16 protein-coding genes are annotated in these 14059 nt (G+C 64.2%); 10 read left to right on the forward strand and 6 right to left on the reverse strand.

The window, feature by feature from the left end; translation table 11 throughout:
• From VFH65_RS15555 to VFH65_RS15570, 4 genes are all read left to right on the forward strand, one after another.
• The coding region (locus VFH65_RS15555; protein ID WP_353322618.1) for a thioredoxin family protein at positions 1 to 425 on the forward strand (425 nt) is incomplete at its 5' end.
• A gap of 105 nt (positions 426 to 530) precedes the next feature.
• Positions 531 to 1259 (forward strand): CPBP family intramembrane glutamic endopeptidase, encoded by a 729-nt coding sequence (locus tag VFH65_RS15560; protein WP_353322620.1) that lies wholly within the window; start codon positions 531 to 533, stop codon positions 1257 to 1259.
• 72 nt (positions 1260 to 1331) lie between these two features.
• On the forward strand, positions 1332 to 2054 hold the full coding sequence (locus VFH65_RS15565; RefSeq protein ID WP_353322621.1) for a hypothetical protein: 723 nt from the start codon (positions 1332 to 1334) through the stop codon (positions 2052 to 2054).
• 295 nt (positions 2055 to 2349) lie between these two features.
• Positions 2350 to 2649, forward strand: coding sequence for a hypothetical protein (locus tag VFH65_RS15570; RefSeq protein ID WP_353322622.1), 300 nt, complete (start codon positions 2350 to 2352; stop codon positions 2647 to 2649).
• Positions 2650 to 2757: 108 nt separating this feature from the next.
• Here VFH65_RS15570 and ripD read toward each other — a convergent pair whose 3' ends face one another.
• From ripD to VFH65_RS15585, 3 genes are all read right to left on the reverse strand, one after another.
• On the reverse strand, positions 2758 to 3300 hold the full coding sequence (gene ripD / locus VFH65_RS15575) for an NlpC/P60 family peptidoglycan-binding protein RipD (RefSeq protein ID WP_353322623.1): 543 nt from the start codon (positions 3298 to 3300) through the stop codon (positions 2758 to 2760).
• Between the two features lie 231 nt (positions 3301 to 3531).
• Positions 3532 to 4035: a thiol peroxidase gene (tpx, locus tag VFH65_RS15580; protein ID WP_353322624.1), complete on the reverse strand. Its 504-nt coding sequence runs from the start codon at positions 4033 to 4035 to the stop codon at positions 3532 to 3534.
• 70 nt (positions 4036 to 4105) lie between these two features.
• Positions 4106 to 4546: a VOC family protein gene (locus VFH65_RS15585; protein ID WP_353322625.1), complete on the reverse strand. Its 441-nt coding sequence runs from the start codon at positions 4544 to 4546 to the stop codon at positions 4106 to 4108.
• A gap of 62 nt (positions 4547 to 4608) precedes the next feature.
• Between VFH65_RS15585 and VFH65_RS15590 the strand changes: the two genes are divergently transcribed.
• Positions 4609 to 4902 carry a hypothetical protein gene (locus VFH65_RS15590; RefSeq protein WP_353322627.1) on the forward strand — a complete coding sequence of 98 codons (294 nt, stop codon included), beginning with the start codon at positions 4609 to 4611 and terminating at the stop codon, positions 4900 to 4902.
• Here VFH65_RS15590 and VFH65_RS15595 read toward each other — a convergent pair.
• Together VFH65_RS15595 and VFH65_RS15600 are read right to left on the reverse strand one after the other, a co-directional pair.
• Complete coding sequence (locus tag VFH65_RS15595) at positions 4899 to 5270, reverse strand: RidA family protein (RefSeq protein WP_414688432.1); 372 nt, start codon at positions 5268 to 5270, stop codon at positions 4899 to 4901. The genes VFH65_RS15590 and VFH65_RS15595 overlap by 4 nt on opposite strands.
• Positions 5271 to 5330: 60 nt before the next feature.
• Positions 5331 to 5561, reverse strand: a complete 231-nt coding sequence (locus VFH65_RS15600) for a hypothetical protein (RefSeq protein ID WP_353322630.1) — start codon at positions 5559 to 5561, stop codon at positions 5331 to 5333.
• A 285-nt stretch (positions 5562 to 5846) separates the two neighbouring features.
• Here VFH65_RS15600 and VFH65_RS15605 point away from each other — a divergent pair, with 285 nt between their 5' ends.
• The 4 genes from VFH65_RS15605 to aceA all read left to right on the forward strand — a co-directional run bounded on the left by VFH65_RS15605 (position 5847) and on the right by aceA (position 12471).
• Positions 5847 to 6248 carry a hypothetical protein gene (locus tag VFH65_RS15605; protein ID WP_353322631.1) on the forward strand — a complete coding sequence of 134 codons (402 nt, stop codon included), beginning with the start codon at positions 5847 to 5849 and terminating at the stop codon, positions 6246 to 6248.
• The gene (locus VFH65_RS15610) at positions 6245 to 8140 is read left to right on the forward strand and encodes a GMC family oxidoreductase (protein ID WP_353322632.1); all 1896 of its coding nucleotides are present in this window, start codon (positions 6245 to 6247) and stop codon (positions 8138 to 8140) included. The genes VFH65_RS15605 and VFH65_RS15610 overlap by 4 nt, the downstream gene beginning before the upstream one ends.
• A 95-nt stretch (positions 8141 to 8235) precedes the next feature.
• Positions 8236 to 10005, forward strand: a complete 1770-nt coding sequence (locus VFH65_RS15615; RefSeq protein WP_353322635.1) for a peroxidase family protein — start codon at positions 8236 to 8238, stop codon at positions 10003 to 10005.
• Positions 10006 to 10176: 171 nt separating this feature from the next.
• The gene (aceA, locus tag VFH65_RS15620) at positions 10177 to 12471 is read left to right on the forward strand and encodes an isocitrate lyase ICL2 (RefSeq protein ID WP_353322633.1); all 2295 of its coding nucleotides are present in this window, start codon (positions 10177 to 10179) and stop codon (positions 12469 to 12471) included.
• 7 nt (positions 12472 to 12478) lie between these two features.
• Here the strand turns inward: aceA and VFH65_RS15625 are convergent, their stop codons facing one another.
• Positions 12479 to 13045: a hypothetical protein gene (locus VFH65_RS15625; protein WP_353322634.1), complete on the reverse strand. Its 567-nt coding sequence runs from the start codon at positions 13043 to 13045 to the stop codon at positions 12479 to 12481.
• Between the two features lie 447 nt (positions 13046 to 13492).
• Between VFH65_RS15625 and VFH65_RS15630 the strand changes: the two genes are divergently transcribed.
• Positions 13493 to 14059 (forward strand): IS110 family transposase (locus VFH65_RS15630; RefSeq protein ID WP_422656605.1); only part of this gene is annotated, 567 nt, incomplete at its 3' end.

The following is a 14059-nucleotide window of genomic DNA, read 5'->3' on the forward strand; positions in this document are numbered from 1 at the left end:
GCTTCGAGGAGATCACCAGTTGGGTGCGATCGACGGGCGAGCCGGTGTCGGGCGATGTGCTGGCGCAGGAGGAGAAGGACAAACAGTCCTACCTTGCCGCGCGCGACAAATTGACCGCGATCACGCCCGACGACATCAGCGCCGAGAGTTCGACGGGTGTCCCGTTGCTGGTCGACTTCTGGGCCGAGTGGTGCGGGCCGTGCCGCATGGTGACGCCGGTATTGGCCGGCTTGGCCGAGCAGTGGGCCGGACGGATCGTCGTCCGCAAGATCGATGTCGACCAGTTCGAAGGTATCTGGGAACGCTTCAGTTTCCGCGGCATCCCGGCGATGATCCTCTTCAAGGATGGCGAGGAAGTCCACCGCGTGATCGGCTTCAGCGGCAAGGCGAACCTGGTGGCCGAGCTGGAGCCGCATCTCGCTTGACGAGTGCGGCGGGCCGTCATTCGTCGTCGTGATAGGCGCGGTTGGTCCGCGTCGGCGGCTGCTGACTGATCACGATTCCCCTGACCAGGAGTAAGGTCGGCGGCCATGGAAACTGTGCAGGGCCGTGCCAACCGTGCCCCTGTAAAGCGCACTCACCGTTGGGGTTTGGGCGCCTTCGTGTTGGTCGAGGTGGTCTACGTGCTTGCCTCGGTGGCTCTTGTCGTGTTCTTTGGCGGTGACAGTTCGTTGCCAATCGGGTTGATCGCCATGGTGGTGACCTTGCCCGCGATACTCGCCGCAGGGCTGGCCATGTTCATCACGAAGCTGCGCGGCAATGGGCCCCGCACCGACTTGCGGATGCACTGGACGTGGCGAGGGTTGGGAATTGGGCTGCTGTTCGGCATCGGTGGGCTGTTTGTCACACTGCCAGCTTCCATGCTCTACATCTCGATCGTGGGACCCGACGCAAGCTCTGCGGCGGCAGAGGTCTTCGGCAGCATTCGGGCGTCCTGGCTGTGGGCGGTGGTTGTGCTCCTTATCGTGGTACTCGTCGTGCCGGCGTGCGAAGAGATCATCTACCGCGGGCTGCTGTGGGGAGCGTTGGACTGGCGCTGGGGTCGGTGGGTCACCTTGGCGATCACCACTGTGGTGTTCGCACTGGCCCATCTGGAATTCACCCGCACGCCCCTCCTGCTGGTGGTGGCCCTCCCAATCGCACTGGCCCGCTTGTACTCTGACTCTCTTCTGGCCAGCATCGTCGCCCATCAAGTGAACAACCTGCTGCCAGGCATCGTTGTGATGCTCAGCCTCGTCGGGATGATGCCTGTGGCCTGAGGAGGATCTGGCCTCCTCGGCTGACGCCGAGTTTTCGCGTTTCGCGACAGTCATTAGCCCTACAGTCATGGCGTGGCACATACGAGCCCAGCGGGCGACGAGATCCAGCTAGCCGCTGGTCATGTCAGGGCCACTGTGGCGCACCTCGAACGCCGCGTACACGCGAGATTCGGCGAGCGCGGACTGACCAAGGCCGTGCGTGACCTCGGCCAGCTGGTGGATCGGGTTCAGACCGAGGCGGGCCAGTCACACCTTCGCTTGCGACGTACGACGCTGGCCGCCCGTGCCACAAGCATCACGATCATCGTGGCCACGCTTCTAGCGCTGGTTTTCAGCCTGCGCGCGGCGATCATCGAGGGGTTAGAGCGAAACGCCGACTGGGTCGGGCTGGTCGAGAGTTTCATCAACGACCTTGTGTTCGCAGCCATCGCAGTGCTCTTCCTCTGGGCCCTTCCCGAACGCCTCGAGCGACGGACACTCCTGGCATTGCTTCACCGGCTGCGCTCGCTGGCGCATGTCATCGACATGCACCAACTCTCGAAAGATCCCGAGCAGATCAGTCCGACCTATGTGGCGACCGCGGAGAGTGTCCTGCACGGCTTGGACGCGGATCAGCTCTACCACTACCTGGACTACTGCTCGGAGATGCTGAGCCTCACCGCCAAGACGGCGGCGCTATGCGGCGAGCACAGTTCAGACGGGGTCGTGCTCGAGACCATCGCCACCATCGAGACTTTGACGACCGAGCTCTCCAACAAGATCTGGCAGAAAATCTCGCTGCTCCCCCGCACGTAGTCGTGCCCGCATACAAGCGACAATGTCGAACCATCCCAGGAAGACGAGATCGGCCTGTGGAGCTGACGAGGGGTGCCGTGCCGGCATCCCCAACTGCCCACCGAGCGACAGTGACGCGAAGTAGCAAGGGCCCCGCTCGGTTTCACCGTTGCGGGTAGCAGGAGGACCGTGCGTGCGGTTCTCGAGAAAGTTCGAGTAGTCGGCTACTCATGCATTTGCGGCGACGGCAACCGACGATCAGATCGTGCGCGTTGCCCGCGCACGGATGTCATCAATCAAGCAATAGGAGTCAATCATGGCGGGTTCAGCTCCCGTTATCCACGTGGGTTCAGATACACGGGCAAAAACACAGGCAGAAGCCTTGCGGGACGCCGAGTTTGCGATCCGCGAGACCGGCTTACAGGTAACGTTCACTGCCCATCCTCACATCGGAGGCGCAGGCAGCCTCAACGGAGAAGGTGTTGCGGTGTTGGTCACCTGTCGACCCGAGGGTTCGAGGACCTTCATCGAGGTCGTCGGCACGAGCCTCGATAGCGGTGCCGCGGAAGAAACTCGCAACCGGGTCCGCACCATCACCATGGGGCCGCCGAGCTGAGACGGTCGTCGCACGCTGGGTCTGCGAAAGCCGCTCCGGCGCAAGGATATACGAGCCGTTGCCTCATGGTCGCCTGTGCAGATCAGGTGACCGTGAGGCGCGCTCGTCTCACGCGATGATTCGGCTCAGGTACGGAGCCAAGTTGGTCATGCGGACCGGCGACACCGTGACGGCGGGGTCGGTGGCCTCCAGCATCTGTCCGTTGCCCAAGAACAGCGCGACACTCTGGTTGCCATCGGGGCCGTAGAAGATCAGATCGCCGGGCAATGCCTGATCGGGTGGGATCTTTTGGCCCACCTTGTACTGCTCCCCCGAGGACCGGGGAAGTTTGACGCCGACGCCTGCGAATGCATACACCATGAGACCGGACGCGTCGAATCCGACGACGTTGACGGCTGGGTCGAGTCCGACGACATTGCCAGTCGGATCCAATCCGACTGCGTTGGCAGCAGTGCCGCTCCCCCGGGTCGGCCCTGACGCGTTGCCGCCTCCGTACGAGAAAGGAACGCCACGCTGCCCAAGCGCCCGCGCGATCACGTAATCGATCGCCTGTTGGTTGCCCGCTGGCCGTGGGTACGGGTAAGCGGTCGCGAGAGCAGGCGTCACCGCCAAGAGGGCAAGACTGATCACGACGGCATAGATGCGTCTCATCCGAAATCCAACTCTCTGCGACCTGGCGCGAACACGTGGTGCTGACTGTGATTCACAACAGTCACAAGAATCACTTGTACAACACCATCGTGCCATTGCCCTAATTGCCGTGTGGCACAAGGCCAATGAGTTGCAATACCGTGACGCAACGGTGACCCATCGCTGGTCAACCGCCTATTGCGGCTAAGTCACAATTCGAGCGCCGGCGTAAGCGCGGGCTGCCCCGCGAAACTAGGCCGACGAGTTCAGTGCCGACAGCGCCGCATCGTAATTGGGCTCAGTGGCGATTTCTGGCACCAGTTCTGAGTAGGCGACGTTGCCGTCGGTACCGACCACCACGATGGCCCGGGCGAGCAGCCCTGCCATCGGACCGTCGGCGATGGTGACGCCATAGTCCTCGCCGAAGCTGTCGCGAAACGCCGATGCCGTCGTGACGTTCTCGATATCCTCCGCACCGCAGAACCGCTTCTGCGCGAACGGCAGATCCTTCGATACGCACAGCACGGAGACACCGCTTCCCGCGGCGCGCTCGTTGAAGGTCCGCACGCTCGTCGCGCAGACCGGCGTATCCACCGAAGGAAAGATGTTCAACAGGACGGGCTTGTCGCGGAACTGCTCGCTACTGACCGCGCCGAGATCGGTGCCGGTCAGTGCAAAGCCGGGAGCCGGCGATCCAACCGCAGGCAATTCCCCTACCGTGCTGATCGGATTTCCACGCAACGTTATCTGTGCCATGCGCACAGTCTGCCAAGGCCGCCGCGCGCACCTCGGGCCAGGGGTACGCAGCCAGCTTGTGGGCTGGGTCTTAGCGTCCCGCCGCGCGACGTGCGGCAGCAACGATCGGGTTGTTCGGAGGTGTCCAGGCGACTTCCCAGCAGTGGCCCTCGGGATCGGAGAAGTACATCGAACGTCCTTCGAAGAAATCCGCGTCGCCAGGCTCCCTGGTGACGGTTCCTCCCGCCGCACGGACCCGACGGGCGATATCGTCGACCTCTTCTGGGCGCTCGGCGATCACCGCAATCCTGAAGCGGATACTGTCGTTGCTGAAATCGGCTGGTACATGGGACTCCTCGGCAAGCCGCTCAACCGGAAACAGCGCGAGCACGGCACCGCGCAACTCAAAGACTGTGAACACGTCGGATTCGAGCTGCGGCCAACCCAAGCTCCGATAGAAGTCGCGCTGCGCTGCCAAGTCACGCACGCCGAGTTCGATGACGTTGGCCAACGGTGCCTGCTGGGTTTCCATCTGCACCACCATATTCGCGCCGGTCGGGTTGGATTCGCGGTAATTCCCGCTAGTATCGCCTCGTGTTTCGCATCGACGGGATCAACGGCGAGAGCATCGTGGTCGACGGCAACTGGGTCGAGAAGCTCAGGAGCGGGTCGTCGCGCGGCCGCAATCCGGCGGACCAGTACTCCGGGACCCAGATCAAGGAAATCAGCCGCCGCAAAAAGATTTTCGGTGGCGAGAAGGAAGAGCTGCTGCAGGTGATCGTCAACGTCGGCACCTTCTACTCGCTGACGGTCCCGGCCGAGCGGCGCGCCGAGGTCGATGCGCTTGTCTCCGAGCTCGAGCAGGCCCGCGGCCGCGCGTCCTCCTAGGACCCCGGCGCGACGGCGACGGCCTCTATCTCCACAAGCTGGTCGGGGTAACCCAGAACCGTCACGCCAAGCAATGTGCTGGGCGGGTCGTGGTCACCGAATCCGGCGGCGACCTCATTCCACGCGACGACGAGATCATCCCGACTGCTGCTGGAAACATAGACGGTTGTCTTGAGCACGTCGCGCAGCCCGGCGCCGCACTCTTCCAATGCGATCCGCAGATTCGCCACCGCTCGGCGCATCTGCGCGGCGATATCGCCGGGAGAAACCACGCGCCCCTGATCATCGAGCGGACACGCACCGGCGGTGAAGATCAGGCCGGTCCCAGGTTCGGTCGCTGCGTAGGCATACGGCACTCCCGAGAACATCCGGTCGCTGCGGACAAGTTCTACTGCCACGCCTATGAGTGTGTCACCGCCGTCGCCCCGCTAGACGCCATGCTTGGTGTCGTGCGTGAGGATCCCCGTGACGTTCGGGACCTCCGTGCTCAGCGCCGCGATGGCGGCGTCGTGATCTCGCTCCGACCTGGTGACGAAATGGATGAGGAAGCCGAAACCGTCCACCCGCCCGATCTGGAACTCTTCGGTCCTGGTGAGGAGAATCATGAGGTCCTCTTCGATGACGTCGTCACCTTCGACGAGAACAAGGCTTGCGACCACAGAACTCCTCCTTGACACGTTCGTCTGCGTACAGTCGCCTGGTCCGGCGGCGGCGTCGTGAGTATTCGACTACCTGTGTTCACCGGTTCGCCATCGCGCCGCCGCCAAATGGTCCCCTCCGGCCGGTCGCAGCCCGACGTTTCCCCCGAGGCTGAACCGCTTCGCGCCTAGCCAGCGCGGTCGAGTAGTCGGCCAGCAAACGGACAAGTAGTCGACTACTCACGCCATCGGCTCACACCGGCTCCACACTGGGCACCTCAGCAACTACCAGAAGGTCGGCCCACCATGAGTTCACTAGCCAGCCGCGCCGGACGTACGACTCGTATCGCGCTGGGGTTGATCCGCCTCGTCAACGGCACGTTGGCGCTGTTCGCGCCCGATGTCTTGGGCGGGCGCCTCGGTGTGCAAACCAGGACCAGTCCAGGTCTGGGGTACGGGCTGCGACTGTTCGGCGTGCGGACCATCCTGCTCGGGGTCGGGCTGCTGCGCGCCGACGACGATCCTCGCGACCCCCTCGTCCGGCAGGCGGTGCTCGTACACGGCGCCGACACCGCCGCGGCCGTCGTGGTCCTCAAGCGCGGCGAGCTGCCCTCGCGCGGCGCCAAACTCGCAGTCGCAGCGTCTGGCATCAACGTGGTGTTGGCCGTGCTGCTGAACCTATTGGTGCGACGGGCACGCTCGCGATGAGTTCGTCACCGACGGCCGACTACGTCATCGTCGGGTCCGGCGCCGGCGGCGGGCCGCTCGCGGTGCGTCTCGCCGCGGCGGGGCACAGCGTCATCGTTATCGAGGCCGGCGGGCAGACCACCGGCCTGGTCTACGACGTTCCGGTGTTTCACGCTTTCGCTTCGGAGTCCGCGGACATGTCGTGGAACTTCTTCGTCTCGCATTACGACGACGAAACCCAAGCCCAAAGCGACGACAAGTACGACGCCGCGCGCGGCGGCGTGCTTTATCCACGTGCGGCCACGATCGGCGGGTGCACCGCGCACAACGCGATGATCACCGTATGCCCCAATGATTCCGATTGGGACGCCATCGCCGACCTCACCGGAGACCCGTCATGGGCTGCCGCGCCGATGCGCAAGTACTTCGAGCGACTGGAACGCTGCACCTACCGGCGAAGGTGGATCGGAGCGCTGCTCGCCCCCCTTGGCCGCCTGTTCGCCGTATTCGACCTTCGCGGCCACGGCTTCGACGGCTGGCTGCCGACGTCGATCGCCGATCCCCGTCTGGTGGTGAAGGATCGGCAGCTCGTCAAAGCGATCAAGGCAGCTGCCGAAGCGGAACTGAGCCGGCAGCAGGGCGGCCCACTCAAAGCTTGGCAGAAGCTGTCTCGACGGTGGTTCGACCCCAACATCGCCGCGGTGCAAAAGAAAGGATCGCTACTGGGCATCTGGCTGATCCCGCTGGCTGTGGGAGCCGCCCGTCGGCGCGGTACCCGTGAGCCGCTGCTCGAGATGGCTGAATCGCCGGATGCGAATCTGCAAATACTCACAGGTTGCTTCGCGACTCAGTTGGTGTTTGACGAACAAAAGCGTTGCACTGGCGTCGAATTTGTCACCGGATCACATCTGTACCGAGCCGACCCGCACGCTACGGAGACGACGCCGGGCCCAGCGCAGGTCGCCGTCGCCACCCGTGAGGTGATCGTGGCGGGCGGCGCGTTCAACACTCCGCAACTGCTCAAGCTGTCCGGGATCGGACCTGCCGACGAGTTGCGTGCCGCCGGAATCGATGTCCTCGTCGACTCCCCCCGAGTCGGCGAAAACCTCCAGGACCGCTACGAGGTGACCGTCGTGACTGATCTGCCAAAGGATCTCGACCTGCTCAAGGGGCGCTTCCGACCGCCGAGGCCAGATGACAGCGAGCCTGACCCGCGGCTGGCCGAGTGGGAAAACGGCAGGGGCCCGTACGGCACCAACGGCGCGCTGCTCGCCGTCGTCGCGGCCTCCGAACCCACGCTGGACATCCCGGATCTGTTCCTGTTCACCCTCCCGGCCGACTTTCGGGGCTACCGCGTGGGCTACGCCGAAGATCTCTTGCGCAAGAGGAACCGGCTTACCTGGACGATCCTCAAGGCGCGCACCAACAACCGCGCCGGTACGGTCCGGCTGCGCTCGGCCGACCCGTTCGAACCTCCCGACATCCGGTTCCGCTACTTCGAGGAGGGCTCCGACGACTCCGGCGTCGACCTCGAGGCAGTGGTAGCCGGAGTCAAATTCGCGCGCAGCCTCACCGACCGCCTCACCACCTGGGGCGGCGGCCAGGAGATCTGGCCGGGCCCCGATGTCACCACCGACGACGACATCCGGCAGTTTGTGCGCGACAACGCATGGGGGCACCACGCCTGCGGCACCTGCGCGATCGGACCGGACGACGACCCGCCATCGGTGATCGACAGCAAGTTCAGGGTGCGCGGCGTCTCGGGCCTACGGATCGTCGACGCCTCTGTATTCCCGCGCATCCCAGGCTATTTCATCGTCACCGCCATCTACATGATCAGCGAAAAGGCCGCCGACGTCATCCTCGCTGACGTTGAGTCGCAAGCAGCCGCGGATCTGGTCCCAGTCTCATAAATGCACCGTCACCGCCCTAGGAGGACACCATGTCGACAACCGAAAACGCAACGTCCACAAAGAAATCCAGAACCGGGCTGCTGCATCGCGGCTTCATGGCGGCCGCGCAGGCGATCGACCACCGGATCGGCTGGGACAAACTGCCCAAGTCGCTGGGCCTGTTGGTGCTGATCGGGTTGCGGGACAAGCTGCGCGCGAAGAACTTGCACGACACCAACGCGGTTCCCGCACAAAACCTGCCGCCGATCGATCCTTATACGAGCGCGGTGCTGACCGCGCGCAAACCGGACGGGACGTACAACGACCTATCCGAACCGCGCATGGGCATGGCCTGCGCCCGCTTCGGCCGCAACATCCCGCTCGACAAAGCCTGGCCCGAAACCGGCGAGCGGCTGATGACGCCCAATCCCCGCACTGTCAGCCGCCGCGTTCTCACACGCAAGGAGTTCATCCCGGCGACCGGGTTGAACACCTTGGCCGCCACATGGATTCAGTTCATGGTCAAAGACTGGATCAGCCACGGCCATGGGGATTTCACCCGCGCCTTCACGCCTGAGCTTGAACCTGACGACGCGTGGCCGGAGCCCGAACTGGTGATCCCGGCGACCATCGCCGACCCGACGCGGACTGACGACGAGTCATTCCCGCCGACGTTCGTCAACGAGCACTCCGCATGGTGGGACGGCTCGGTGATCTACGGCGACTCGCTGGAGCAGCAGAAGCTCCTGCGATCGGGCAAGGGCGGCAAGCTAAACGTGTCTGACCGCCTGCCCACATTGCTCACCGACCCAGATATCGACCCCAGCGTCGACCCGTCACTGATACCCGGGTTCTGGACCGGGCTGGCGATGATGGGCGTGCTGTTCTGCCTCGAGCACAACAGCATCTGCGACGCTCTAGCCGCGGAGAATCCGCATTGGGAGGACGAAGAGCTGTTCCAACGAGCTCGCCTCGTGTTGGCCGCGTTGGTCGCCAAGATCCACACGGTGGAGTGGACGCCTGGCGTCATCAGCCACCCGACCACCGTGGCTGCACTACGCGCGAACTGGTACGGGATCGCAGGCCAGAAGATCCGCGACACCTTCGGCCGCATCAGCTCCAACGACCTGATCAGCGGCATCACCGGGGGCACTGTGGACCACTTCGGGGTGCCGTACTCGCTGACCGAAGAGTTCTCGATCGTCTACCGCATGCATCCGCTGATTCCCGACGACTACGAGATCCGGGACTGGCAGACCGACAACGTCGAAGACCGATTCACGTTGCGCCAACTGAGCGGCCCGGCCGGCAAGGCGGTATTGGCCGAGGCGGATCTGGCGAACCTGTTCTACACGTTCGGTACGTCGCACCCGGGCGCGATCGTGCTGGAGAACTTTCCCAAACACCTGCAGGAGTTTCAGCGGCCTGATGGCAAGTACACCGACCTCGCTGCCACCGACATCCTGCGTACTCGCGAGCTGGGCGTGCCCCGATACAACGAGTTCCGCCGACAGCTGCACCTGCTGCCGGTGAAGGATTTCGCCGACCTGACCGATGATGTGGCGATGCAAGAAACGCTGCAGGAGCTCTACGGAGACATCGAGGACGTCGACACCATCGTCGGCATGTTCGCCGAGAAGCGCCCTGCCGGATTCGGTTTCAGCGATACCGCGTTTCGCATTTTCATCCTGATGGCAACGCGGCGACTCAACAGCGATCGGTTCCTCACCGACGATTTCACGCCAGAGGTGTACAGCCCGACGGGCTACCGCTGGATCGTCGAGAACGGGATGACCTCGGTGTTGCTGCGGCATTTTCCGCAGCTGCGTTCGGCCTTGCGCGACTCGGCCAACCCCTTCGCGCCGTGGCGGAAAGCTACCGATTGACGGCAGGCCGCAGCAGGAACTCGACAAGAACCTCGCGTGAGCTCGCTCGGCAGGGTCCCTGGGTCACTGAGCAGTGGCTTCCCGGCGAGTCGAGAACCATGAGTCATCCCCGCTGTCAAACCACGGGTGATTCCGCACTTGTCAGCGTGACCATCGCCGTACTGTGAATTTATGGCCATCATCGAAGCAGATGCAGCGCCCCAAACACCCTTCGAGCGGGACATCGCCGCCACGCAGCGATACTTCGACAGTCCGCGGTTCGACGGGATCATTCGCCTCTATACGGCCCGTCAAGTTGTAGAGCAGCGCGGCACCATCCCCGCGGATTACACCGTCGCCCGTGAGGCGGCGACGGCGTTCTACCCCCGCCTGCGCGAGCTCTTCGCCCAGAAGAAAAGCATCACCACATTCGGCCCCTATTCGCCGGGCCAGGCCGTGGTGATGAAGCGCATGGGGATCGAAGGTATCTATCTCGGCGGCTGGGCGACCTCGGCGAAGGGGTCTATCAGCGAGGATCCAGGACCCGATCTGGCCAGCTACCCCTTGAGCCAGGTGCCCGACGAGGCCGCCGGACTAGTGCGCGCGCTTCTCACCGCCGACCGCAATCAGCAATACCTGCGCCTGCGCATGACCGATGAGCAACGTGCCGCGACCCCGGCCTATGACTATCGTCCGTTCATCATCGCCGACGCCGACACCGGCCACGGCGGTGATCCCCACGTGCGCAACCTGATCCGGCGTTTCGTTGAGTCCGGCGTGCCGGGATACCACATCGAGGACCAACGTCCCGGTACGAAGAAGTGCGGGCATCAGGGCGGCAAAGTTCTGGTGCCGTCGGACGAACAGATCAAGCGCCTCAACACCGCCCGCTTCCAGCTCGACATCATGCGGGTGCCGGGCATCATCGTGGCGCGCACGGATGCCGAGGCCGCCAACCTGCTCGAGAGCCGCGCCGACGAGCGCGACCAGCCGTTCCTCCTCGGCGTCACCAACCTCAAGATCCCGTCGTACAAGGCCTGCTTCCTGGCAATGATGCGACGGTTCCACGACTCGGGAGTCACGGACCTACGGGGACATCTTCTCTACGCACTTCCCGAGGGCGAGTACGCCGCTGCCGACGCCTGGCTGCAACGCCATGGCATCCAGAACGCGATTGCCGAGGCCGCCAAGGCGTGGCAGGACGGCGCCGATGAATCAGTCGACGCCCTGTTCGACAAGGTCGAGTCGCAGTTCGTCGACGTCTGGCAGGTCGACGCGGGCCTGCAGACCTATGGCGAGGCCGTCGGGGATCTGCTCGACTTCCGCGAACGGGAGGGCGAGCCGGCCGAGATGAGCGCCGCAGATTGGCGGAAGTTCGCCGCGCGGGCACCGCTCTACTCCGCGCGGGAGAAGGCGAAGGAGTTGGGCGCCGACGTCGCATGGGACTGCGAGCGCGCCAAGACACCTGAGGGTTATTACCAGATCCGCGGCGGTATTCCGTACGCGATCGCCAAGTCGCTGGCCGCTGCGCCGTTCGCTGACATCCTCTGGATGGAGACGAAGACCGCGGACCTCGCCGACGCGCGGCAGTTCGCCGACGCGATCCACGCCGAGTTCCCTGACCAGATGCTGGCCTACAACCTGTCCCCCTCGTTCAACTGGGATACCACCGGCATGACCGACGACGAGATGCGGGCGTTCCCTGAGGAACTCGGCAAGATGGGGTTCGTCTTCAACTTCATCACCTACGGCGGGCACCAGGTCGACGGCGTCGCCTGCGAGGAGTTCGCTACTTCGCTGCGACAGGAGGGCATGCTGGCGCTCGCGCGCCTGCAACGCAAGATGCGACTCGTCGAATCTCCCTACCGCACACCGCAAACCCTCGTCGGCGGACCGCGAAGCGACGCCGCGCTGGCCGCCTCGTCCGGGCGCACGGCGACCACCAAGGCGATGGGCGAAGGATCCACGCAGCATCAGCATCTCGTGCAGACCGAGGTGCCCAAGAAGCTGCTGGAGGAATGGCTGGCGCTGTGGAGCGACCATTATCAGCTCGGCGAGAAGCTGCGCGTGCAGCTCCGGCCGCGCCGGGCCGGCTCCGACGTGCTCGAGCTGGGCATTTACTCCGAAGGCGGCGACGAGGAGATGCTCGCCAACGTCGTCGTCGATCCGATCAAGGATCGGCACGGCCGCAGCATTCTCACGGTGCGTGACCAGAACACGTTCGCCGAGAAACTGCGCCAGAAGCGCCTGATGGACTTGATCCACGTCTGGCTGATTCACCGCTTCAAGGCTGAGATCGTGTACTACGTGACGCCCACCGAGGACAACATCTATCAGACCGAGAAGATGAAGTCCCACGGCATCTTCCGCGACGTCTACCAGGAGGTGGGCGAGATCATCGTCGGCGATGTGAACCAGCCCCGCATCGACGAGCTGCTGGCGTCCGACCGCGAGGCGCTGCAGCGGTTGATTCGCAAGGAGGACTAAGGCCGCGCTAGGTGAATAGCTGCAGTTGCGTGGTGATGTACTGCTCGACCGTCAAAGCCGGTGTGCCCGTCACTTTTTCGACGTCTTTGGTGGCTCGGTCGTAGCGGCCCGCACGATGTAGTTGCGCCATCGTGGCGAGGTGCTGCTGAACATGCGCAGGTAAACCGAGGGGCTTGAGAACCTCCTCGACCCAGGTGTCGTGCGGGATGTCCGCGCCGGTTATCGGACGGCTCAGCGCACGAGCGTATTGCGCGGCCAATCCGTCGATATCGAGGCTCACCGGACCGGTCAACTCGTAGACGTCGCCGATGCGGCCCACTGGATCCAGCAGAACCGTTGAGACCACTCGGGCGACGTCGCTGACGGCGATCGGTGACGTCCGGCCGGCCCCGAATGGCAGACCCAAGACGTTTCGCTCACGCAGAGACGCCGCCGCCAGCCAGGTGAAAATCGGATTGTCCAGAAACACCGTCGGCCTGACGTGGATGACCGGCACGCCCGACCAGTTCATGACCTGTTCGGCGAGCCAGTGCAAGCGATGCTGGCGGGACTCCTCGCTGCTCGTCAGTGTCATCTGCGAGACCGTCATCTACTTACTTGCGAACGGCCGTCAGTCCCGCCGGCTGAATGCCTAAGTGTTATCAGATCTCCGAGGTCCCGTTACAGACCGGCGTGGTGGGGCCGATGGTCGTTCGCCCCTTGCACCCTCTGCCGTGGCAAACGCCTGGCTCAGTTCGGGCGCTCGCTGAATCTTTAGACAAGACCGTGCGTGTCGCGGCAGGGGCCGCAAGGAGGTCATGGGTGGGATTGACCCGTGGTTGCAGCCCGCCCGCACGGAAGCAACGTCTCAGATTTCGCGAGCCGTGGAGCTCTCAACGAAGACCGACGCCGTGCGGGTTGCTGGGATCGCGAACAGCTCATCGGAGGGAAGGCCATCGAGCCTCGTAAGTAGAGCGCTGCGCGTCCCGCTCAGGGTCATGTGACCAGCATCAATAACCGGCAATCAGGAGGTACGGAAGACGTGAAAATGTTCTGTGGCATCGACTGGGCCGAAGCCCAGCACGACGTCGCCCTCGTTGACAGCGACGGACAGCTGGTCGCCAAGAAGCGCATCGTCGACGGCCCCACTGGGTTCGCCGAGCTCATCGAATTGCTCACTGCTGCCGGTGATTGCGCGGAGGACCCGGTTCCGGTCGCGATCGAGACACCGCGCGGGCTGCTGGTTGCCGCGCTGCGCGCCACGGGCCGGGCGGTGTATGCGATCAACCCGCTGGCGGTGGCCCGCTACCGCGAGCGTCACTCGGTGGCTAGGTCGAAGTCCGATCACGCCGATGCGATGACCCTGGCCAACATCCTGCGCGTTGATGCTCATCTGCACCGCTGCCTTCCGGCAGACACTGAACTGTGCCAGGCCATTGCGGTGCTGGCCCGGGCGCACCAGGACGCGATCTGGGCACGCACCAAGGCGCACAACCAGCTGCGCTCGCTGCTGCGCGAGTTCTACCCGACCTTCCTGGCCACCTTCAGCCAATTCGCGCTGGGGATCGCCAGTGCGGAGGCCCGCGCTGTGTTGGCGATCGCCCCGGCG

Origin of the sequence: Mycobacterium sp. (assembly GCF_035697385.1) — a bacterium.
Classification (GTDB): Bacteria; Actinomycetota; Actinomycetes; order Mycobacteriales; family Mycobacteriaceae; genus Mycobacterium.

What these genes read in the sequence shown, in the direction of transcription:
- VFH65_RS15560 (WP_353322620.1), top strand. Translation starts at nt 531, where the DNA reads ATGGAAACTGTGCAGGGCCGTGCCAACCGTGCCCCTGTAAAGCGCACT.
- VFH65_RS15570 (WP_353322622.1), top strand. Translation starts at nt 2,350, where the DNA reads ATGGCGGGTTCAGCTCCCGTTATCCACGTGGGTTCAGATACACGGGCA.
- ripD (WP_353322623.1), bottom strand. Translation starts at nt 3,300, where the DNA reads ATGAGACGCATCTATGCCGTCGTGATCAGTCTTGCCCTCTTGGCGGTG.
- tpx (WP_353322624.1), bottom strand. Translation starts at nt 4,035, where the DNA reads ATGGCACAGATAACGTTGCGTGGAAATCCGATCAGCACGGTAGGGGAA.
- VFH65_RS15585 (WP_353322625.1), bottom strand. Translation starts at nt 4,546, where the DNA reads ATGGAAACCCAGCAGGCACCGTTGGCCAACGTCATCGAACTCGGCGTG.
- VFH65_RS15595 (WP_414688432.1), bottom strand. Translation starts at nt 5,270, where the DNA reads ATGTTCTCGGGAGTGCCGTATGCCTACGCAGCGACCGAACCTGGGACC.
- VFH65_RS15605 (WP_353322631.1), top strand. Translation starts at nt 5,847, where the DNA reads ATGAGTTCACTAGCCAGCCGCGCCGGACGTACGACTCGTATCGCGCTG.
- VFH65_RS15610 (WP_353322632.1), top strand. Translation starts at nt 6,245, where the DNA reads ATGAGTTCGTCACCGACGGCCGACTACGTCATCGTCGGGTCCGGCGCC.
- VFH65_RS15615 (WP_353322635.1), top strand. Translation starts at nt 8,236, where the DNA reads ATGGCGGCCGCGCAGGCGATCGACCACCGGATCGGCTGGGACAAACTG.
- aceA (WP_353322633.1), top strand. Translation starts at nt 10,177, where the DNA reads ATGGCCATCATCGAAGCAGATGCAGCGCCCCAAACACCCTTCGAGCGG.
- VFH65_RS15625 (WP_353322634.1), bottom strand. Translation starts at nt 13,045, where the DNA reads ATGACACTGACGAGCAGCGAGGAGTCCCGCCAGCATCGCTTGCACTGG.